This is a genomic window from Niallia sp. Kr1 (assembly GCF_050389805.1).
In the GTDB taxonomy this organism is placed as follows: Bacteria; Bacillota; Bacilli; order Bacillales; family Cytobacillaceae; genus Bacillus_BD.
This window is the reverse complement of the sequence record NZ_CP130945.1, coordinates 337,501-358,066: the sequence shown is the minus strand read 5'-3', so window position 1 is coordinate 358,066 and position 20,566 is coordinate 337,501. Positions and strand designations below refer to the sequence as shown.

Genomic DNA, 20,566 nt, shown 5'->3' with positions numbered 1-20,566 from the left:
AAAATTGATCAAACGTGGTGAATCCTAGATGATAAGATCCAAGAATATTGACTTTACCGGCGATATACATGTACAAACGATGCAAAGGCAATCAGGTATATTTATTGGAGAGCGGAACTCAGCGATTGGCTGGAGTGCCCATGGAAAAGAGAATCGTGTGATTGGAAGTATCAGCGGACAGTCTAATCTGCTCCTATACAATATGTTGATTTTAAATGATCCTGATATGGTAGATACCCCAATTGATGATCGTGACATAAATCTGCATGTTGAACAACCAAACGACAATCATACAACGAATTTTACCCTTGAAAGTGTAAATGTTAACGCAATGTCGCATAGTAACTCCATTAGTATTGGTAAGGGACATATAAATGGAATAGATAGCAATGACAAAATAAATTATTCTGTAGGTAATCTATTTGGGCACGAAAATCAGATTAGTCATAATGTAAATTTCGTACATGACCAGGATATGGTAGATGGAACGATTGATGACCAAGACATTAAAATTACAAACATTGAACATGGTAAAACTTTGTGACAATCATTGAAGTTGATAAATTCATCTAAAGATCATTTCGGAAGCGATAACCTTTAGAGGTTTTCACAATATTTTCTTTGGGGGCGGATGTTTCTGACAAAGATTCTTTTTTCAACAAACTACTATTAATCTTTAGATCAAGTTCAGACAAATTCTCCTTACTCATAATATTATTTCCTATCATCAATTTTCCGCTTAGCACATCAATATCAAGATTATCCAACTGAAAGGTTAGATTTTCCAAATGGTCAATCTGAATGGTTTTATCTTCACTTCCCTTTTCTTTTTGTTCTAACAACTCAATAATTCGATCCAATTTTGTTAATATCAGAGGGTTTATATTTTCTTCTTTTTGTTTTTTTTTAAAGAAAAAGAATTTAAACATAAACTCCCCCATTTCTAATTGATTTGATACAAAATGACATCCATAACTACTTTAAGCATATTATTTATTTATAAAAACTTTATGCGTCTTAATTAGCAGTTAGTATAAAAATCTCTATAACAAATGTAAAGGTGCTCACCACCACCCAACAAAGAATTATCGGAATATAAATAAAAAGGGACATGTTTGCATATAAACATGGGCTTTTTTATTTGTTTGTACCTCTTTCCTACTTCTTAGGCTAATCAATCCTGTACATTTCAAGTTACTTAGAGCAGTTCATGCACGGTTAAGCATTCCGATGATCAAATTTACCAAAAATATGTATCTCTTGTTACGCAAGAAATGAAAAAGAAGCCTCTCAAAAGTTCGGCGAACTTATGAGAGGCCTCCCATCGAGTGTTAGTAAAATGTTAGCATTTTTAGATATTTAGTCTGTTGTAGTTGTTCGCACACTCTGCATGTCTTAAGTCTATGAGGCGGGCAATGCATGAAGTGCTGTGATTTATGTTTCAGGGGATGCTGAAAGCAATTGAATCTTAATCCTTTTAATTTACTAATCTAATTCTGTCTTAAATCAAACCATTTAATTTAAAACTCTTATATATACTATCTTCTTCTGCTTTAGATGTAATTTCTTTTGAAACTTTTTTTAATTGTTCTGAGGCATTTTCCATTGCCACTCCATATGCAACAGCTTCAAACATGGCTATATCATTATTTCCATCACCATATGCCATCGTATTCGTTTTATCCTCACCTAAGTATTAAAGAACAAATTCTATAGCCGTAAATTTATTCACATCTTTTACAGCGATTTCCCCACTTTCTGGACCAAATTGAGGAACAGTTGTACGATAAATTTCAAACTTGTCTTGAAACCTGTTATTTATTTGTTCGAAAGGGAGATCTTTGTTACTAATAAACGAAATCTTATTCACCTTTCTATAATCAACCTTTTTTGGTTTGATACTGGTCTAATAACTCATAGAACCAATGGAACTCCCTATCCGCTTTTAAATAAGCCTCACTATTCTTAGTGATAACCATTGGTAACACTAGCTCGTATAGCCTCTTTACAGTTATCACTTCCAAATAGACCTTCATTAGATTCTATATAATAACCAATTCCATTTTTATCGAAATAATCAATGATTTCTCGGACTGAATCTTCAGCCATTGTTTGGTGATGTACGATATTGCCTCCTATCTCAATATGTCCACCTCCAGCACCAATCACCCCATCAAACCCAATCGATAAGATACGATCTAATATTTCAGGTTTTGAGCGTCCGGTACAAAGATACAATTTATGACCATTTTTTCTAGCTAGTTGTATAGCTTTTTCGGCAGTGTCAGGAACTTCCCCATTTGGAGTACACAACGTACCATCAATATCTAAAAAAATAACTTTTGTTTTCACACTTTCTCTCCTAAATAAATAAAAGGGAGAAAATCCCCCTTCCTGTTGAATAATTATAAATTTTATCCATTAGATGCTATAACTTCTTGGAACCAATAGAATGAATCTTTTCGAATAATTTCTAGAGAACCATTCATATTCATTTCATTAAACGTAATCCAATATTTCACTTTGTTTTTATAACGATTAAACAACGTAATTGCGTATTTTTCAAATAGAGGAATTAATTCACGGCTCATCCAACCATTATACTTTTTCGTTAATTCAAGTGGCATTTCATAATGAGACATGGTTACTAAAGGCTCAATTCCATGTTTTGCACATTCATCAAATACCTTATCGTAAAATTCCAATCCTTTTTCGTTTGGTTCTTCTTCTAGACCAGTAGGGAAAATACGTGGCCATGCGATGGATAAACGAAAAGTTTTAAAACCCATTTCTGCAAATAGCGTAATATCTCCTTTATATCGATGGTAAAAGTCAATTCCCCAACGCTTCGGAAATAAATATTTATCAGGATTCATTAGGTATTCTTCAAGTTCTACAGTATTACCATTAAAGGTGAAATTATCTAAAGACCCTCCAGCTTATGGATCTTTATAGGCTGTCATATCTGATGTAGACAATCCTTTTAGGAGAATTACTCTTCTCCTAAATCTCCTCCGTTTGTTTCAATAACACGTTGATACCAGTAGAATGAATCTTTACGGTAACGATCATAAGATCCGTTTCCTTCATCATCAGCGTCTACATAAACAAATCCATAACGTTTAGTCATTTGAGCGTCTCCCATGCTCACTAAGTCGATACATCCCCATGGAGTGTAACCCATAATGTTACATCCATCACCAATCGCATCTTTGATCGCTTTAATATGGTCACGTAAGTAATCAATACGGTATGGGTCATGAACTTTTCCAACTTCAGTTAAGGTATCACGAGCTCCTAAACCATTCTCTACAATAAAGATTGGAATACCGTTATATCGATCAGTTAAGTCGTTTAAAGCAACACGAAGTCCTTTTCTACTTGACAGGGAGCTGTTCAATTTTGTAATAGTATATTGCGTGACTTCGAGTCTAAACGCTCTTAATTAAGAAAAAATTATTTATCAAAAACTTTTACTTGAACGTCTGCATCGATATGTTCTTTTTCGCCTATTTCTTGTTCAACTGAACCAAATGGCATTTGTGCAATCATTTCGTATGTTTCTGGTAGATTGAACATTTCTCTAGTTGCTTTATCGAAACCTTGTTCATAGCCAATGTTAAAGTGTTGTAAGCTTGCGCCTAAGCCTATTTCTGCAAGAGCTAACCAAACAGCGTATTGTGCGTTTGCATTGTTGTTTTGTTTATAAGCTTCTGTACGTGTTCCTTGTGTCGGCATTTTTTTAGCTGCATCAAGGTCTTCAAAGAATAAAACTGTACCAATCCCATTTTTAGCGCCTGTCATAACTCCTGACATTAGATCCCACATGTCACCTTCAAGAATATCTTTTTGAACATCATAAATATGATCCCAGAATTTATTGTTTGCTTCATCGAATAATACAACAACACGTGTTGTTTGGCTGTTGAAAGCTGTAGGTACTTGTTTAACAACCTCGCGAATTCTATCTGTAATTTCTTTTTTTGAATACTGACTATCGGTTCCTAATACATAAACCGAACGGCGTTTTTCTACTAACTCTACAAATGTTGACATAATCAATCTCCTTTATTTTTCAAAATATAATTGTCTTTCCTTGTTGGTTCTTGGCGATTTGTTGTCTTACAAATGTAAGTTTAACAAATAGAAAAGCATAATCAATTTATGCGCTTCTAGTTTCATATAATGAACTTTTCACTCTACTAGACCCATCTAATTGCACGGGTATCACTAGAAATATGTGTTCACAAACTGCAGTCCGCTCCATCTGTGCTTCTAGTATGTGAGAAGGGATAATTGTGATACTATTCCCAATATATTCCCAATAGACGATTCTGTCCATGATTGTCTGTCTGCAATGAAATCTTCTTAAGAAAACTTTAAAAGCATAAAAAAACCACCTCTCATCATTTTTGAAATCATGAGAAGTGGTAGTTGGTATATTAATTAATTGTAAGTAACACTACTTCATATAAAGAAGTGTTAATACCGAATTTTTCAAGGCTGATTCACGACTCCTTAAAGCCGCGCCACTCTTGATGTTATTACATCATGCCGCCCGTAAGATGAGAGTGTGTAATATCTTTAACTATTTATACGTGAAGTGTGCTATAGCAAGGTGTTGTTAAATTTTTAATGTAACATCTTTAATTTGATATTATCATTTTTCAATTCATTGCGTTAGCAAAATGTTAGCAATTTCAAGCAGATGTATGTTAAAATCTCCACACATTCTATATGGCTTAAGTAGTGATCGCAGACAAAGTGGTGTTCACCTATATATTTCTTTAAAAGCGTTTCAAAGATCTAGCCCGATTTTTCTATTGAATAGTATCGTTTTACTGTTTAACAAATGATCTGCTATGCTCTTGCTTTTCAATTTTCACAATAGCAACCGTTAGCACGAAAAGCATTCCATTTACCTAATGAAATAACCCTTATATCATCCCCGTCATAAAAAGGAAATTATAATCAGGAATATCGATTTGTTATAAAAACTCTAACTACTAGTATTAACTCAATTGAGTTAATACTAGTAGTTACCAAATCAAAATAAGACTGAATCAACATGATTCAGTCTTATCCACAAGCTTTTCTAAGGTAACAATACCTTATCAATAACATGAATCACGCCATTAGACGCTTCTATATCCGCTTTAACAACATTTGCTTTATTGACCATTACAGGATCTAGTGATATTTTCACTTTTTCATCTGCAAGTGTTTTGACCTTCATTCCATCTTTTAAATCTCCAGACATCACTTTACCCGGTACCACATGATACAGTAGGATTTTCTTCAAATCATCCCTTGCTAATAGCTCTTCTGCTGTTATATCTAGTTCCTTTAGTAGCATTTCAAATGCTTCATCTGTTGGTGCAAATACAGTAAAGGGTCCCTCTCCTTTTAAGGTATCAACCAAACCAGCTTTTTCTAATGCTGTAATCAATGTATTGAAATTACCCGCTTCTTTCGCAACATCGACAATATCTTTTTCAGTTTCAGAATTCTCCGCAGCAAATACACCACTTTCAAATGACAGAACCAGCATAACAGCAAACAGCATCATCGCTAACTTTTTCTTTAACATAAATAAATTCCTCCTTTATTGATCTTTTATAGAGTTACACAAATGACTATTGTATTCCTTTATTCAAAATCATCTCTCAAATAAGTTCGCTCTAAAAAGTAGTATTCTAATAATTAATGAATTTATCCTAATTTCAACCAAAAATTTTCTATAATTTTACGTCCTTTTAAATAATTAATTACTGTATCAAAAAAAATCTCTATATTTAATCTGTACTATTCTCCTCTTGTAAATCGAACAATGTCTACAAAAAAATACTCTCTTTAAAGTTAAGTTAATTCCGATACCGTGGAGATAATCTAAAACAATACTAAAACACACTATGTTTAGCACTCAAATACTCTTGTTGGCATGAAAGTAGTAAATGGTGAAGAGGATATTATGATCATGACAACGAGGGGAGTCTTAATCCGGATGGATGTAGATGGGATTTCCTATTCGTCATCTTCAGTATGTTCTGCTTGGTTTGATTCTGATACATCTGATTCAGCTCAGATTTGACATTTGAATTTGCTAAGTCATCCTCAGACTTTGAATCTATATTTTCTCCCTCTTCATCTATATCAGAATCATCTTTTAGGCAGTGGTAAGCAGTCTTCGTCTTTTGGGAAATTCTAGGTCATAGGGGGGGACATTTCAATTGCTGTAATCGAAGAACCGATTAAAACACAATTGTTAAGTATATTAGCCATTGTTATTTGGTTTCAACCAGAAGCAGCAATAAGCATAAATTATTAAGTAGATTGAAGACCATTCGGTGATTATTAAAAATGTATCACCTTCTAACGTAAAAAAAGGCTTCTCAAAAGTTTAATCAACTAATGAGAAGCCTCTTTTATATACCTATAATAGCATTTTGTTACCAAATCACTACAAAATCCTTATATAGCAGGGGGTAAAACGACTTATTACATCATGCGCCCGTAAGATGAGAGTGTGTAATATCGTTAACAATATGTGCTAAAAGTGTGGTATTTCAAGGTTTTTGAAAATCTAGGGTGTAACATCTTTAAAGAGAATTTATCATTTTTCATTGGATTGCGTAGCAAAATGTTAGCATTTTATTAATATTAAAGAGGATTTCATTCTAACTTATATTTGTTAAATAAGGGGCCGCTAAACCCTAAAATACTTTTGTCTATTTTTCCCATCATGGAAGGCATTGCTAGTATTTGTTCAAGCTGCTTTTAATCAATTAAAACTGATTTAATAGGAAAAAATTTTTTACTATTTTCAGGATTTTAGCTGTTGGTTTACGTCACTAATCCAAATATCAACATAAAGGGTACCATCAGGCTGTAGCTGTGCGATTAAGACTTCCTGTAAACTAGTTGCACCTTTTTTCTTTATTTCATCTAAGAGCCAGTCTTTTGAAAGATTGAGTTCTTTTAATACTCCTTCTAAAAGGTAGCCATCAATTATTAAAACACGAGGCTCTTTTTGAGATTGTTCCGTTTGATTTAGATCCGAGACCGTGACATTTCTGGCACTTTTCTTCTGGATAACGCTCACATCCCCGTTCTTCTCCAATATGGCTAGCTCGATATCTTCAAGTTTAAAATTACCGCCTTTACGTAAAAGCAGCATGATGTTGTGAGCTGTAAGATTCTCTTTAATTAAACCTTCTGTACGAAATTTTCCATTTTCAATTACTAGGGTGGGGCTACCTTCCAATAGCCTACGAAATGAAGAACGTTTTCTACTCAAATAACTAAGGAAAATTGGAAGTACCCCCCAGACAGTGATTCCTATGACAGCATCCATCATACGAATTTCAGGTTCGATAACCATACTAGCTGTGAAGTTACCAATGGTGATACCAACGATATAATCAAAATAGGTGAGTTGGGCCAATTGCTTTACCCCCATTAGACGTGTCAATACAAAGAGAAATAAGAAACTAATTATAGCTTTTATTAAAAAAATAATATCAATCAAAATTAGATACCTCCCAAAACATATTATTCCCATTATTGAGTAAAATACGAATAATAATCCAATGGGGGGAAAATTTTGAGAAAAAGTATATCTAAAATGCCTAAAGTTATTCTTCTAGTTATCGTGATTATAAATTTAAGTGTAATTCATACAATGTTAAAGGGTGCTGACAACCCTATAACAAGGCAAATGGAGGAAGTTAGAGATCAAATCGAATCAGAGAATTGGCAGGAAGCAAAAAAAGATGTTGTTAAACTTCACAATTTATTTGAGCAAAAGAGGTGGATGCTTGAGCTTTTTGGACCTTTTGAGCATGTAAGTGTTGTAAAACAAGATATACTTGTATTAATACAAGAAGTTAACTTAGAAGAAAAAAACGATGCACTTATTACATTTACTAGAATAGAAGGAAGACTTGGAGAGGTTGTTGTTTGGTAATTAACTAAGAAAAGAGGCAAGCCAAAAAGTGAGTAAAAGCTGACTTTTTGGAGGCCTTGTTTTTTTGCTTTTTTTCTAAATGATTTAAATCTGTGATGAAGAGAACATTAACGCTTTAAATGAACATAAAATAGTTCAAAATCAATTCTTTAAACAATTAGGGGCTGCTTACTATGACAAAGCCCCATCTTTTCAAAAATGGAGAATGGTTATCCCATCATCATTAAGACCGTTCAAAATCGAATGAAAAGATCGTCAAGCATTGCCAATTTGAATTCAGAATTAACACCGCATTCTTAAACACAGACTCACACATCACTGTTAATAGAAGACAGTGTAGTACCCGAACAAATCATGGACAGACTTGGTCACTCTGATGATTAAATTACAAAAAATGTCTACCTTCCCGTCACCCAAGGAATGGAAAAAGAGGCTTCCCAAAAAGTTCAGTGAACTTATGAGAAGCCTCTTTTACAGTTCTTGGTATGAATAAAATGCTAGCATTACACTCTCACCTTACTCACAACCTCTTATCTTTCATGGGTTGGATAGCGGAACTCGGACTAAACCGCCACGTCCTATGGCAACATCCGAGTGACCGACATCGTGTTGACCTACATCATTCCGCCCATTCCGCCCATGTCAGGCATTGCTGGAGCTGAGCCTGCTGGTTCTGGTTTGTCAGCAATTACTGCTTCAGTTGTTAAGAACATAGCCGCAACACTTCCTGCGTTTTGAAGTGCAGAACGAGTAACTTTAGTTGGGTCAACGATACCAACTTCAACCATGTTTACCCATTCTCCAGTTGCAGCGTTAAAGCCAACTCCTGGTTTTTCATTCTTTAAGTGTTCTACAATAACTGAGCCTTCAAGTCCAGCATTTTCAGCGATTTGACGAACTGGTTCTTCAATCGCACGTAATACGATTTTAACACCAGTAGCTTCGTCGCCTTCTGCTTGAATAGCTGCTACTTTATTATAGATTTCTACTAATGCAGTACCTCCACCAGCTACGATACCTTCTTCAACAGCTGCGCGAGTAGCATTTAGAGCATCTTCAATACGTAGTTTACGTTCTTTTAATTCAGTTTCAGTTGCAGCACCCACTTTGATTACTGCTACACCACCAGCTAATTTAGCTAGGCGCTCTTGTAATTTTTCACGGTCAAAATCAGAAGTTGTTTCTTCTAATTGAACACGGATTTGGTTTACACGAGCAGCGATTTGTGAGCTTTCGCCAGCACCTTCAACGATTGTAGTGTTTTCTTTAGAAACCACTACTTTCGCAGCGCGACCTAATTGATCAATTGTTGCTGCTTTAAGATCTAAACCAAGATCCTCAGTGATTACTTGACCACCAGTTAAGATAGCGATATCTTCAAGCATTGCTTTACGACGGTCACCGAATCCAGGAGCTTTAACCGCTACTGCATTGAATGTTCCGCGAAGTTTGTTTACTACTAATGTAGCAAGAGCTTCACCTTCAACATCTTCAGCAATCAATAATAATGGCTTACCTTGTTGAACAACTTGCTCAAGAACTGGTAAGATTTCTTGAATACTAGAGATTTTCTTGTCAGTGATTAAGATATATGGATTATCAAGAATAGCTTCCATTTTGTCAGAATCTGTTACCATGTATGGAGAAGCGTATCCACGGTCAAATTGCATACCTTCTACTACATCTAATTCTGTTGCAAAACCTTTTGATTCTTCAATTGTGATAACACCATCGTTACCAACGCGTTCCATTGCTTCAGCAATTAATTCACCAACATTTGCGTCATCTGAAGAGATTGAAGCAACTTGTGCAATGGATTCTTTTCCTTCGATTTGTTTGGAAATAGCCTTTAATTCTTCAACAGCTGTTTTAATCGCTTTGTCAATCCCTTTACGGATGCCCATTGGGTTTGCACCAGCAGTTACGTTTTTAAGTCCTTCACGAATCATTGCTTGAGCAAGTACAGTTGCAGTTGTAGTACCGTCCCCAGCAATATCATTTGTTTTGCTAGCTACTTCTGCTACAAGTTTAGCACCCATGTTTTCGAAAGCATCTTCTAATTCGATTTCTTTCGCGATCGTTACACCATCGTTAGTGATTAATGGAGAACCAAATTTTTTCTCAAGAACTACGTTACGACCTTTTGGTCCAAGAGTTACTTTTACAGCATCTGCTAAAGCGTCAACCCCACGTAGCATCGCGCGACGAGCGTCTTCACTAAATTTAATATCTTTAGCCATTATGAATAAACCTCCTATTATTTGTTATAAACTAAGTCAAAAGATGATTATTGAATGACAGCTAGAATATCATTTTCACGTACGATTAAATATTCAGTACCTTCGTATTTAACTTCAGTTCCTGCATATTTTGAGAAGATAATGCGATCACCAACTGAAACTTCGATTGCGACACGTTCACCATTATCTAGTACACGTCCAGTTCCTACAGCTACAACCTTACCTTCTTGTGGTTTTTCTTTAGCACTGTCTGGTAAAACAATACCGCTTGCAGTTTTTTCTTCTGATGCAATTGGTTCAATGATAATGCGATCACCTAGTGGCTTTAACAATTGAAACAACCTCCTCAAATCATTTATGTAATATTTTTAATTTATTAGCACTCAGCGCAACCGAGTGCTAACACAGTTATTATATTAATCAATTTAATTATTTTTTGCAAGTCTGAACATATAAATTTACACAAAAAATATTCTTTACAACTTCTTCATTTTTCAAACATAATAGCTTCTATTTGATGAACCACTGCTATTATTGGTAAAATGGGTTAGAATTGCATAATAAAAGGAGAACTCTCATTTTGAAAAGAGAATATATACTTGTATTAATCATTTACATAGCCATGCACTTATCGGGGATTATTGGGCCAACACTTCTTCTCTTTACTAGTGATATGATTGGATATTCGATTACTCCCGGGAATGCCGTTACCTCATGGATATTGATGAGCTTTAGCATTGCTTTCATTCTTATCCTGATTTCTTTACGAAAAGAGATGTTTGATCCGATTCGGAATCAGGAAGCGGCTTCACCGATTGAATCAATCTATTGGGGAATAGGTGGGGTTTTTCTTGCCTTTTTCGCGCAAACGGTTGCTGCTACGATAGAACTTGCCCTTGGGATAGAAATGGGTTCTGAAAATACCCAACAAATCGTTGGATTAATACAGATGGCACCACTAGTGATCATCATTACATCGATTATTGGACCCATATTAGAAGAAATCGTATTTCGGAAAATTTTATTTGGCGTTCTATATAAAAAGTTAAATTTCTTTCTATCCGCTTTAATTAGTTCCCTTATCTTTTCAATTGCACACGGGGAGCCGGAGCATCTGATTTTATACGGAGCAATGGGTTTTACATTTGCTTTTCTCTATGTTAAAACAAAACGAATACTTGTACCGATTTTTACCCATGTTGCCATGAATACCATCGTGGTGATTCTACAATTAAATCCAAACTTGATGCAAAATTTATAAAAACGATACAAAACATTATTGGAGGACTGAACTTGAGAAGATCACCACTGTTTTCAGGCATCATTTATGTTGTCCTTGGAATCATTTTTACTCTTTTAGCTATTCAATACGTTAATTCAGATGGCGGCTGGAGTTTTTTCTCCATCTTATTAGTTATTCTCGCTACATTTGACTTTGGTTCTGGATTACGAATGATCAAGATACACTTTATCCTAAAAAAACAAAAAAATGAGCCGTAGAGCTCATTTTTTTATTCTTCTTCTACTATTTCCGCTTCTTCTATCGAATAATGTTTTAAAAAGTAAACAAGTGCTTGAAGCTCAACGGCTAAATCGATATGATGAACACGAACATGGGCAGGAACCGTTAAACGAGCAGGTGTAAAGTTAAGGATTGCTCTAACCTTCGCGTCTAATAAACGATCCGTTACAGGTTGTGCGACTTGAGCTGGAATGGTTAGGATCGCTACTTCTATCCCCTGTTCTTCTATTACCTTTTCAATCTCATCCATATGGTAGATCGGTACATTTCCGATTGATTTTCCAACTTTATCTGATGAAACATCAAACCCTACTGCTATTTTGGTATTGTTATTTTTCATGAAATTGTAGTTTAGAAAAGCAGTTCCGAGATTACCAACCCCTATTAAGGCAACTTTGGTTAACTCATCTTGATCCAAAGTTTTACGGAAAAAGCTTAGTAAATATTGGACATTATAGCCATATCCCTTTTTTCCTAATGCACCAAAATAAGAGAAATCCCTTCGTATCGTAGCAGAGTCAACCTTTACAGCTTCACTTAACTCTGCTGATGATACTCGTTGCTTTCCAGAAGCAGCTAAATTTGTTAAAAATCGATAGTATAATGGCAATCTTTTTGCAGTTGCTTGTGGTATTTTAGCCGGTTCATTTGCCATATATACCCCCCTCTCTTTACATTTATTTTTTAAGGTTATTATCTGTTTTCTTCCCTTTTAAAATCACCATTTTTACCGCCAGTTTTCTCTACAAGATAGGTTTTACCAATAATCATCCCTTTATCAACGGCTTTGCACATATCATACACAGTTAATGCGCATACAGACGCAGCGGTAAGTGCCTCCATTTCTACACCTGTACTGCCCTTTGTTTTAACAAAGGCTTGAATATGAAGAATGTATTCGTCATGATTATTTTCCCATGAAAAATCAATGTCAATTCCTGTTAGAGAAAGCGGATGGCACATTGGAATAATGTCCCATGTTTTTTTTGCTGCCATAACACCAGCAACTTGGGCAACGCCTAAAACGTCTCCCTTTTTCATCTGATTATTCGTTATTTTATCATAAATTTTTTGATTTACGATAATACTTGATACTGCTAAAGCGGTTCGAAATGATTCAGGTTTATCACTCACATCAACCATTTTTGCTCTACCTTGATCATTAAAATGCGTAAACTCAGCCATACTCTCACCTCTTTTATTTATCATACATTAATTTAGCTCAGTTGTCCTTTTATTTGTACTTTATTTCACAATAGTTATTTTTATATGAAAATTATTATTATTCACTATGTAAGATTCATTTTCTTTATATTGCTGTGAATTTGTGAATGGGTTAATCTATTACTATAGAGGTGAAAATAAACATGATTTTAATGCAAGTAAATCAGTTATGTAAATATTATGGTGCTGACATCATTTTGTCAAATATAAAACTCGAAGTCCAAACTCGCGATCGAATCGCACTCGTAGGAAGAAATGGTGCTGGTAAATCAACGTTGTTAAAAATAATAGCAGGTCATCTATCCTACGATTCTGGAGAAATCATTAAACCTAAAGATGTTAAGATTGGCTACTTAGCACAAGATACAGGGCTTGAATCCTCCCTTTCCATATGGGATGAAATGCTTTCCGTTTTTGATGAATTACGTAGTCTTGAAAAAACGTTAAGAAAGCTCGAGCAGAAAATGGCCGATCCTTCCTTGTTTGAAAATCCATCAGAATATGAAAAAGTTTTAAAGGAATACGACCTCTTACAGGTTGAATTTAAAGATAAAGGTGGCTACCAATTTGAAGCCGATATTCGCTCGGTTCTACATGGATTAAATTTCCATTCATTTGATTATAGCACTACCATATCTAGTTTAAGTGGAGGTCAAAAAACAAGACTCGCTCTTGGTAAATTATTATTATCTAAACCCGACATTTTGATTCTCGACGAACCGACGAACCATCTAGATATCGAAACATTATCTTGGCTGGAACAATATTTGCAAGGGTACGATGGCGCGATCGTCATTGTTTCTCATGACCGCTACTTCCTTGATAAAGTAGTAAACCAAGTGTATGAAATTTCACGCCATCAAATATCCAAGTACCCTGGGAACTATAGCTATTATTTAGAAAAAAAGGCTGAAAACTATGAACGCGACATGAAATTGTTCGAAAAGCAACAAGATGAAGTTGCAAAGTTACAGGATTTTATCCAACGAAACCTGGCACGTGCCTCGACAACAAAACGAGCACAGAGTCGTCGAAAGCAGTTGGAGCGAATGGAATTGATGGACCGCCCCTTAGGGGATGAAAAATCCGCATCTTTCCATTTTGATATTGAAAAACAATCTGGTAATGAAGTTCTTCAGATTGGAACTGTTAGTATCGGCTACAAAGAAGAAGTCATTTCCACTGACATTAATCTTCGTATAACGAGAAGTGAAAGCATCGCTTTAGTGGGACCAAATGGTGTGGGTAAATCCACATTATTAAAAACCATTGTAGATAAACTTCCAGCTTTAAGTGGCGAGATTAAACGCGGAACGAATGTGTCCATTGGTTATTACGACCAACAACAAGCGGATTTAACATCTAATAAAACGGTCCTTAAGGAACTTTGGGACGATTATCCTTTACATAATGAAAAGGATATCCGTACAGTTCTAGGAAACTTTTTATTTTCTGGTGATGATGTATTAAAAATTGTTTCATCTTTAAGCGGAGGTGAAAAAGCACGATTAGCCTTAGCTAAATTGATGATGGAAAAAGCCAATTTATTAATATTGGACGAGCCCACAAACCATCTGGATTTAGATAGTAAAGAAATACTAGAAAATGCGTTAATTGACTATCCCGGTACAATCCTTTTCGTTTCTCATGACCGTTATTTTATCAACAGAATTGCTTCAAAAGTAGTTGAATTAAGCAACACGGGTGTTACGGAGTATTTAGGAGATTACAATTATTATATCGAAAAGAAGTTGGAGCAGGAGGAGTTACAGGCACTTGAATCCCCCCAACAAAAGGTCACTTCAAATGCACCTGAAAAAAACACTTATCAACAAGATAAGGAAGCGAAAAAATTAGAAAGACAGCGTCAGAGAAGAATTGAACAGATCGAAAACCGAATTGAAGAGCTTGAACAAGCTGTGGATAAAAATGAACAGTTTCTATGCGACCCAGAAGTATTCCAAGACCATGTGAAATCACTAGAGTTAAACGAACAAATAGAGAAATGGAAGCAAGAAATTGAAGAATTAATGGAAGAATGGACGTTATTATCAGAGGAATAAAAGGGTTTAGTTGTAACCACCCCCTACCCTGTACATATATTGTAGGGAGAGGGGGTGGACCATTATGGATCGATTCATCCTATTAATGTTAGCTGGAATCATTGCTGGTTTTACACTCGTAAACGCTCCTTTAACTGGATTTTTTGCAGGTATAGCCCCAGTTACAGACGTTATTGGTGTCCTCGCAATTTTAGTATTCTCCCTTTATCTTATTTATAAAGGAATTAAGGACATCATAGGAAGGTAAAACAACAGGCTGTCTCAGAAGGTGTCACTCTACTTTTGAGACAGCTTTTTTATTTCTTCTGAGAACATACATAGGGGATTTTTCTTTTCCACATACTTATACACAGGGCATTTTATTAATACTCCTGATTCCCTTACACTTTTCCACAAAATCCACAGTTATGCACAAACTTATCCACATTATCAACAGAATTATATGCTTATCAACAAATTTAAACCAAACTATTGACATTTTTTTCTTTTCTATCTTAAAAACTGTTGATAACTCATTTGAAAATTCAAATATCCACAAGTTTTATCCATAAAAAAACTCCTAGAAATAGGAGTTTTACCATTCATTGTATAACGTTATGTCTAATCCAGGATTTGCGTTCAAATTCATTTCCGCACGATGCCCTTTTTCAAATAAGACCGTACCTGCAGCTGCAATCATAGCCGCATTATCCCCACACAACCTTAATGGTGGGATTACTAAATCCAGCTCTGGGATTTCAGCAAATGCGGCAGTTAATGCAGTGCGAAGACCTTGGTTAGCCGCTACACCACCTGCTAGCAATACTTGTTTTACAGGATATTCCTTCACCGCTTGAAGGGTTTTCGTCACTAAAACGTCTACTACACTTTCTTGAAAACTTGCAGCTAAATCTTCCGGTTTAATGGTTTCCCCTCGCTGTTCAGCGTTGTGGACAGTGTTAATAACTGCTGACTTTAATCCACTAAAACTAAAATCATAGGATCCTTCCTCGAGCCATGCTCGTGGTAAATCCACAGTGACCTCACCTGTTGCAGCAAGTCGATCAATATGAGGACCGCCTGGGTATGGCATTTGTAGCGTTCTGGCTACTTTATCATACGCTTCCCCAGCCGCATCATCCCTTGTTTCACCAATCACTTCAAACTGACCATGGTCTTTCATATAAACGAGTTCAGTATGACCACCTGACACCACTAGTGCTAATAACGGAAATTCCATTTCCTTCACAAGACGGTTGGCATAAATATGACCAGCAATGTGATGGACGGACACAAGTGGAATCCCATGTGCAAAAGCCACTGCCTTTGCAGCATTGACACCAATCAATAAGGCTCCCACAAGCCCAGGACCTTCTGTAACGGCGATTGCATCCAGATCTTCATAAGAAACACTCGCCTCTTTCATCGCCTCTTCTAACACAATGGTAATTTGCTCAACATGATGACGAGAGGCAATTTCAGGTACAACGCCGCCAAAACGTTTATGACTTTCAATTTGAGAAGAAACAATATTTGAAAGAATCTCTTTGCCGTTTCTTACAATTGAAACGGATGTTTCATCACAACTTGTTTCAATTCCCATTACCAATAGATTTTTTTTCATTAAAAATTCACCCACATTACTAAAGCATCTTCATGATTATCTGAATAATATCCTTTTCGTAATCCACCTGTTTGAAATCCAAATTTCCGATAAAGAGATTGAGCGATTACGTTGGATGCCCTCACTTCAAGCGTCATGGTTCTTGCCCCTCTCTCTTTAACCGTTTCAATTACGGTCCCCATTAAGGATTCGCCTATTTTCTTCCCCCTGTACTGTGGAAGAATCGCGATATTGGTTACATGTGCTTCATCTAAAACAAGCCACACTCCACAGTATCCAACAACTTGCTCCCCTACAACGGCAACTATATATAAAGCATGATTGTTTTTTGTTAGCTCATTGTAAAAAGCCTCTTTACTCCATGGGATTGTAAATGATTCATGCTCAATGATCATGATCTGATCAAGATCTTCCATTTCCATCCTTCTAAATGTAACTGCCGATTCCATCCTAACATCATCCAATCTTACATAACTACTGTCGCCTATTGCCCTTGTTTTTGTGCTTCTATCCACTTAGCCTCAGCCTCGGCTAACCGAATATAATTCGGGACAAAGGTGTGTATATCTTCACCAGGCTTATCCTTACCAAGTAAAGCCAACTCTGATGGTCGAGGATTATGCTCCGTTACCTCAGCCATCACCGCTAGGTCTCCTAAAGCTTCTTTGAGTCCATCCATATGAAGATGGGTATCTCCACCTACAAAAAGGATCTTCTCTTCATACTTCTTTAATTGTTCTGCCCAATGAACGGAAAGCAGAATTTGATCATTAAGAATCGCTTCAATTTGTCCATTTTTAAATTGGTACAATCCCGTATAAATTTGCCCCCGTCGTGCATCAAACAAAGGAGATACAAAACCACTGAAATGCCTTCCTACGCTCGCGGCTAAAACCTCTAGACTTGATACTCCCACTAATGGAATATTTAATGTCCACGCCAATGTTTTCGCAATCGTAACCCCAATCCGCACTCCTGTGTAAGAACCAGGACCTTTTGCTACGACAATCTTATTAATATCAGAAGGTTTCATATCACAATCACTCAATAATCGCTCGATGGCTGGCATAACACGTACTGAGTGATTTTTTTTCATATTTGTCATATATTCGCCGATTACTTTTTCATCATTGATGAGTGCAACCCCTAATGAATAATTCGATGTATCCAAAGCTAGTACATTCATGAAAAAATCTCCTTACATAACTCCACATATCTTTTACCAAATGGTTTAAACATAAGTTTGCGAGTATCTTCTCCTTGATGGTAGATAAAAATATTTAATCGTTCCTCTGGTAGTTGTTCCTCTATTAAATGAGCCCATTCCACTACCGTAACACCATTCCCATCAAAATACTCATCAAAGCCAAGGTCCTCAAACGCATCCTCTAAACGATAAACATCCATATGGTAAAGAGGCATGGTTGTTCCTTGATATTCTTTTATAATCGTAAAAGTAGGGCTATTCACATTTCTATGTATTCCGAGTCCAAGGGCTAACCCTTTCGTAAAAGCTGTTTTTCCCGCACCTAAATCGCCTTCCAATGTAATGACATCTCCAGGTTGTAGGAGAGTGGCTAGGTGTTTAGAAAAACTCATTGTATCTTCGACTGTATTAGACATCCATTCAAATTCCATACTTGTCCATCACCTTAATTCATACTATCATCTTTTCATATTAGCATCCATGTACTAGAAAAACAAACGAAACTAGAAATGCGGAAGCACCTTTTCCTGCCCCATATGGACTGACATGCAGAGGATATGCAGACATCGACATTCGTCACAGGACGTTGCGGTCTTTAGTCAAAGTTCTACCTTGAGATAAAGGAAACACGATAAGCATGCTAGTGCGAATCGATGTTGATTCAATCGTTGCAGAAGCAGCGGGAAGTTCACTAGGATCTGGTTCTAGACACCAATCTAACTTTAAAAAACTTATACCTTCTAACTACAGAGGGGATAGATGTAAAACCTACCCCCTTCGTTTATTTAATATCAACAAATACATAAAGATCCAACATATAACTTGTTTCTTCAGACATTCTGTCGATATTCACATTTTGAGCGATGATTTTTATAGAGGCACGATCATTTTCTGAAGTAAAGGTAAGCTCTTCAACCGGTAGAAATTCCTTGCTTGTTTGATAATCATAGAACTTATCCATAATTACTTCCGTTTCAAATCGAATAACTTCCTCTTTATCCTCAGTGTACACCGTATAATGAACCTCATCCCCCAATACTTCTTTCACTAAGGTATAGGCTTCTCCATTATTACTCTCAAACTTAATATCATGCACATCGATATTTTTTTCATTAGGATAAAAATAAATATTTGAGTTTATAAGCACATCATATCCAGTAATGGGAATAGCGGTATTTGGATCTAAGGATACATATACAAAGTCTTTCTCCTTTTGTTGTCCATAATACTCTTGAAAACCAAATGTATTTGAAAAATCCTCATAATAATTAAAATCCTCTGGTAGCCATTCTAACTCTTTTACATAATCCATTCGATTTAAATATTCCATGGCTCTTGTAATGATCTGTTTATCATCATTCGAGATATTCCCATTTGGTTGTACTGTATTGTTTTCCAACATATGATTGGCAATCAATACTTCCTCAACGGTTGCACGTTGACTTGATTTACTTATTGTAAAGGCATCAACTGGAGGAAGAGTGGAAAAAAGAGAAAATACGATCAATAAGGCTGCCACAATCCCATTTTTTCTCACAGGCAATAGACTAAAGCACACACTGGCGATTAATGCAAATACTCCATAAAGGATGACATAATAGCGGGTGTGAGTAACCCCTGTATTACTTAAGCTCAAGATTGATGAGACCACTTGGAATATCACAATGGGTATAAGAATTTTAGGTAAAACGCTTCTAAATAAAACCGTGAATTTATTTTTAATTTCGCTTGTTAATAAATAAACGACAATAATCGTTATGGAATAAGAAACAATCATCGGTTCTAGTAAGTTATCGCTCCAAAATTCGCCCCCGATGTTTTGAATGATATAGATGATTAAAATGACTGTATAAACAGCAATCAATGGAATAATGATGTAGGATATTAACACTTCAAAAAACTTTGGACAGTTCGCGGCCCTTTCGACCAAAGTAAGTCGATGATTCTTTACTTCATCATTATTTTCACTGCTTTTTCCTGGAAAAGTCGGAATAAGCGATAGAAAGTACATAGGTGCAAATAAGATAAAAATCAAACTGGCTCCATGTGCGTATGCTTTATAATCCACTGAAAAAATGAGTTGGTCAACGGCAGTAATAATAATCGTAATTCCGCCATAAATCACACCTGAAAAAAACAAAGAGTTAAAAATAGATTTAAAGGAAATCATAAAGCTTTGATTAAAACTGACCTTACTCTTAATGACCGGTATCCAAATAAACGCAAATAATAAAGCAAATAAAGCTACTGAAGTCCGAATCATCAATTCCAATCCTAACGTGGAAGCGGGACCAATAATTAAATAATACCCACCAGTCATAAGGATGACGATTCCCATCAGTAGATAGCGGGTGGATGGTTTTAAAAAGAAGCGTTCAAAACTCACTTGAGCAACTGCACTAAGAAAAACACCAATAATCAATGTTAAAAGAATTTTAGAGAGGTCCTTTTCACTATTAATGTCAATTGCATTAATAATGGACGCTATGATGAGAATTATAGTTGTTAGTGGATAGCGAGTAATGGCGTCCGTTAGTCCTTTGAGACGGTCCTTAAAAAATGTGAGGAACTTCATGTCATTCCCTTCTTCCATCTATTTATTTGTGCTTTAGCAACTAGATTCTACTATTCTGGATCGAGCACTAGATGAGTCGGATAATAATTGAATTTTTTGAGGTTTAGAAGAAATAAGATTCCTTCACCTTCAAATTACACTTATTTTAAGTAATTGTCTATATCGA

22 protein-coding genes and 3 pseudogenes are annotated in these 20,566 nt (G+C 35.8%); 7 read left to right on the top strand and 18 right to left on the bottom strand.

The annotated features are described in order from the left end of the window. Positions 1-28 precede the first annotated feature (28 nt). A complete protein-coding gene (locus Q5760_RS01870) occupies positions 29-544 on the top strand; it encodes a hypothetical protein (RefSeq protein ID WP_428910589.1) in 516 nt (171 codons plus the stop codon). Positions 545-569: 25 nt separating this feature from the next. Here Q5760_RS01870 and Q5760_RS01865 read toward each other — a convergent pair whose 3' ends face one another. From Q5760_RS01865 to Q5760_RS01830, 8 genes and pseudogenes are all read right to left on the bottom strand, one after another. Then, positions 570-929, bottom strand: a complete 360-nt coding sequence (locus Q5760_RS01865; RefSeq protein ID WP_428910588.1) for a hypothetical protein — start codon at positions 927-929, stop codon at positions 570-572. A 572-nt stretch (positions 930-1,501) separates the two neighbouring features. Beyond that, positions 1,502-1,681 (bottom strand): annotated as a pseudogene (locus tag Q5760_RS01860) (HAD hydrolase family protein); the annotation flags it as partial. Positions 1,682-1,696: 15 nt separating this feature from the next. Then, positions 1,697-1,870 (bottom strand): hypothetical protein, encoded by a 174-nt coding sequence (locus tag Q5760_RS01855; protein ID WP_428910587.1) that lies wholly within the window; start codon positions 1,868-1,870, stop codon positions 1,697-1,699. A gap of 95 nt (positions 1,871-1,965) precedes the next feature. Next, positions 1,966-2,352 carry an HAD-IIB family hydrolase gene (locus Q5760_RS01850; RefSeq protein ID WP_428910586.1) on the bottom strand — a complete coding sequence of 129 codons (387 nt, stop codon included), beginning with the start codon at positions 2,350-2,352 and terminating at the stop codon, positions 1,966-1,968. A 134-nt stretch (positions 2,353-2,486) separates the two neighbouring features. After that, positions 2,487-2,858, bottom strand: a pseudogene (locus tag Q5760_RS01845) (family 1 glycosylhydrolase); the annotation flags it as partial. A gap of 134 nt (positions 2,859-2,992) precedes the next feature. Further along, positions 2,993-3,376 (bottom strand): annotated as a pseudogene (locus tag Q5760_RS01840) (family 1 glycosylhydrolase); the annotation flags it as partial. A gap of 80 nt (positions 3,377-3,456) precedes the next feature. Beyond that, complete coding sequence (locus Q5760_RS01835; protein ID WP_428910585.1) at positions 3,457-4,056, bottom strand: nitroreductase family protein; 600 nt, start codon at positions 4,054-4,056, stop codon at positions 3,457-3,459. A 1,039-nt stretch (positions 4,057-5,095) separates the two neighbouring features. Further along, positions 5,096-5,590 (bottom strand): fasciclin domain-containing protein, encoded by a 495-nt coding sequence (locus Q5760_RS01830; RefSeq protein WP_428910584.1) that lies wholly within the window; start codon positions 5,588-5,590, stop codon positions 5,096-5,098. A gap of 351 nt (positions 5,591-5,941) precedes the next feature. Here Q5760_RS01830 and Q5760_RS01825 point away from each other — a divergent pair, with 351 nt between their 5' ends. Continuing rightward, positions 5,942-6,091, top strand: coding sequence for a hypothetical protein (locus tag Q5760_RS01825; protein WP_428910583.1), 150 nt, complete (start codon positions 5,942-5,944; stop codon positions 6,089-6,091). 732 nt (positions 6,092-6,823) lie between these two features. On the opposite strand, the gene Q5760_RS01820 is transcribed toward Q5760_RS01825, so the two are convergent. Next, the gene (locus Q5760_RS01820) at positions 6,824-7,528 is read right to left on the bottom strand and encodes a YetF domain-containing protein (RefSeq protein ID WP_428910582.1); all 705 of its coding nucleotides are present in this window, start codon (positions 7,526-7,528) and stop codon (positions 6,824-6,826) included. A 75-nt stretch (positions 7,529-7,603) separates the two neighbouring features. Here Q5760_RS01820 and Q5760_RS01815 point away from each other — a divergent pair, with 75 nt between their 5' ends. Beyond that, positions 7,604-7,966: a DUF4363 family protein gene (locus tag Q5760_RS01815; protein ID WP_428910581.1), complete on the top strand. Its 363-nt coding sequence runs from the start codon at positions 7,604-7,606 to the stop codon at positions 7,964-7,966. A 614-nt stretch (positions 7,967-8,580) separates the two neighbouring features. Here Q5760_RS01815 and groL read toward each other — a convergent pair. Further along, positions 8,581-10,206, bottom strand: a complete 1,626-nt coding sequence (gene groL, locus Q5760_RS01810) for a chaperonin GroEL (protein WP_428910580.1) — start codon at positions 10,204-10,206, stop codon at positions 8,581-8,583. Positions 10,207-10,253: 47 nt separating this feature from the next. Then, positions 10,254-10,538: a co-chaperone GroES gene (gene groES, locus Q5760_RS01805; RefSeq protein ID WP_428910579.1), complete on the bottom strand. Its 285-nt coding sequence runs from the start codon at positions 10,536-10,538 to the stop codon at positions 10,254-10,256. 248 nt (positions 10,539-10,786) lie between these two features. Here groES and Q5760_RS01800 point away from each other — a divergent pair, with 248 nt between their 5' ends. Both Q5760_RS01800 and Q5760_RS01795 read left to right on the top strand, forming a co-directional pair. Further along, entirely contained in the window at positions 10,787-11,467 is a 681-nt protein-coding gene (locus Q5760_RS01800; protein ID WP_428910578.1) for a lysostaphin resistance A-like protein, read from the top strand. 32 nt (positions 11,468-11,499) lie between these two features. Further along, on the top strand, positions 11,500-11,706 hold the full coding sequence (locus tag Q5760_RS01795) for a YdiK family protein (RefSeq protein WP_428910577.1): 207 nt from the start codon (positions 11,500-11,502) through the stop codon (positions 11,704-11,706). An 11-nt stretch (positions 11,707-11,717) separates the two neighbouring features. Here Q5760_RS01795 and Q5760_RS01790 read toward each other — a convergent pair whose 3' ends face one another. Then, complete coding sequence (locus Q5760_RS01790; RefSeq protein ID WP_428910576.1) at positions 11,718-12,383, bottom strand: redox-sensing transcriptional repressor Rex; 666 nt, start codon at positions 12,381-12,383, stop codon at positions 11,718-11,720. Positions 12,384-12,421: 38 nt separating this feature from the next. Further along, complete coding sequence (gene moaC / locus Q5760_RS01785; RefSeq protein WP_428910575.1) at positions 12,422-12,913, bottom strand: cyclic pyranopterin monophosphate synthase MoaC; 492 nt, start codon at positions 12,911-12,913, stop codon at positions 12,422-12,424. A 182-nt stretch (positions 12,914-13,095) separates the two neighbouring features. On the opposite strand from moaC, the gene Q5760_RS01780 reads away from it, so the two are divergent. Together Q5760_RS01780 and Q5760_RS01775 are read left to right on the top strand one after the other, a co-directional pair. After that, on the top strand, positions 13,096-15,015 hold the full coding sequence (locus tag Q5760_RS01780; RefSeq protein WP_428910574.1) for an ABC-F family ATP-binding cassette domain-containing protein: 1,920 nt from the start codon (positions 13,096-13,098) through the stop codon (positions 15,013-15,015). A gap of 64 nt (positions 15,016-15,079) precedes the next feature. After that, complete coding sequence (locus Q5760_RS01775; protein ID WP_428910573.1) at positions 15,080-15,262, top strand: hypothetical protein; 183 nt, start codon at positions 15,080-15,082, stop codon at positions 15,260-15,262. A 327-nt stretch (positions 15,263-15,589) separates the two neighbouring features. Here the strand turns inward: Q5760_RS01775 and tsaD are convergent, their stop codons facing one another. The 5 genes from tsaD to Q5760_RS01750 all read right to left on the bottom strand — a co-directional run bounded on the left by tsaD (position 15,590) and on the right by Q5760_RS01750 (position 20,418). Continuing rightward, positions 15,590-16,618 (bottom strand): tRNA (adenosine(37)-N6)-threonylcarbamoyltransferase complex transferase subunit TsaD, encoded by a 1,029-nt coding sequence (gene tsaD / locus Q5760_RS01770; RefSeq protein WP_428910572.1) that lies wholly within the window; start codon positions 16,616-16,618, stop codon positions 15,590-15,592. Next, positions 16,618-17,067 carry a ribosomal protein S18-alanine N-acetyltransferase gene (gene rimI / locus Q5760_RS01765; protein WP_428910571.1) on the bottom strand — a complete coding sequence of 150 codons (450 nt, stop codon included), beginning with the start codon at positions 17,065-17,067 and terminating at the stop codon, positions 16,618-16,620. The genes tsaD and rimI overlap by 1 nt, the downstream gene beginning before the upstream one ends. Positions 17,068-17,102: 35 nt before the next feature. After that, entirely contained in the window at positions 17,103-17,804 is a 702-nt protein-coding gene (gene tsaB, locus Q5760_RS01760; RefSeq protein ID WP_428910570.1) for a tRNA (adenosine(37)-N6)-threonylcarbamoyltransferase complex dimerization subunit type 1 TsaB, read from the bottom strand. Further along, the gene (gene tsaE, locus Q5760_RS01755) at positions 17,801-18,256 is read right to left on the bottom strand and encodes a tRNA (adenosine(37)-N6)-threonylcarbamoyltransferase complex ATPase subunit type 1 TsaE (RefSeq protein WP_428910569.1); all 456 of its coding nucleotides are present in this window, start codon (positions 18,254-18,256) and stop codon (positions 17,801-17,803) included. The genes tsaB and tsaE overlap by 4 nt, the downstream gene beginning before the upstream one ends. 350 nt (positions 18,257-18,606) lie before the next feature. Next, on the bottom strand, positions 18,607-20,418 hold the full coding sequence (locus Q5760_RS01750) for a DUF4153 domain-containing protein (RefSeq protein ID WP_428910568.1): 1,812 nt from the start codon (positions 20,416-20,418) through the stop codon (positions 18,607-18,609). Positions 20,419-20,566: the final 148 nt, after the last annotated feature.

Bases quoted from the DNA above. Each gene is read 5' to 3' on its own strand.
- rimI (WP_428910571.1), bottom strand. From the start codon at position 17,067: ATGGAATCGGCAGTTACATTTAGAAGGATGGAAATGGAAGATCTTGAT.
- moaC (WP_428910575.1), bottom strand. From the start codon at position 12,913: ATGGCTGAGTTTACGCATTTTAATGATCAAGGTAGAGCAAAAATGGTT.
- Q5760_RS01830 (WP_428910584.1), bottom strand. From the start codon at position 5,590: ATGTTAAAGAAAAAGTTAGCGATGATGCTGTTTGCTGTTATGCTGGTT.
- tsaE (WP_428910569.1), bottom strand. From the start codon at position 18,256: ATGGAATTTGAATGGATGTCTAATACAGTCGAAGATACAATGAGTTTT.
- Q5760_RS01870 (WP_428910589.1), top strand. From the start codon at position 29: ATGATAAGATCCAAGAATATTGACTTTACCGGCGATATACATGTACAA.
- tsaB (WP_428910570.1), bottom strand. From the start codon at position 17,804: ATGAATGTACTAGCTTTGGATACATCGAATTATTCATTAGGGGTTGCA.
- Q5760_RS01790 (WP_428910576.1), bottom strand. From the start codon at position 12,383: ATGGCAAATGAACCGGCTAAAATACCACAAGCAACTGCAAAAAGATTG.
- groL (WP_428910580.1), bottom strand. From the start codon at position 10,206: ATGGCTAAAGATATTAAATTTAGTGAAGACGCTCGTCGCGCGATGCTA.
- Q5760_RS01775 (WP_428910573.1), top strand. From the start codon at position 15,080: ATGGATCGATTCATCCTATTAATGTTAGCTGGAATCATTGCTGGTTTT.
- Q5760_RS01835 (WP_428910585.1), bottom strand. From the start codon at position 4,056: ATGTCAACATTTGTAGAGTTAGTAGAAAAACGCCGTTCGGTTTATGTA.
- Q5760_RS01750 (WP_428910568.1), bottom strand. From the start codon at position 20,418: ATGGAAGAAGGGAATGACATGAAGTTCCTCACATTTTTTAAGGACCGT.
- Q5760_RS01825 (WP_428910583.1), top strand. From the start codon at position 5,942: ATGAAAGTAGTAAATGGTGAAGAGGATATTATGATCATGACAACGAGG.
- tsaD (WP_428910572.1), bottom strand. From the start codon at position 16,618: ATGAAAAAAAATCTATTGGTAATGGGAATTGAAACAAGTTGTGATGAA.
- Q5760_RS01865 (WP_428910588.1), bottom strand. From the start codon at position 929: ATGTTTAAATTCTTTTTCTTTAAAAAAAAACAAAAAGAAGAAAATATA.
- Q5760_RS01780 (WP_428910574.1), top strand. From the start codon at position 13,096: ATGATTTTAATGCAAGTAAATCAGTTATGTAAATATTATGGTGCTGAC.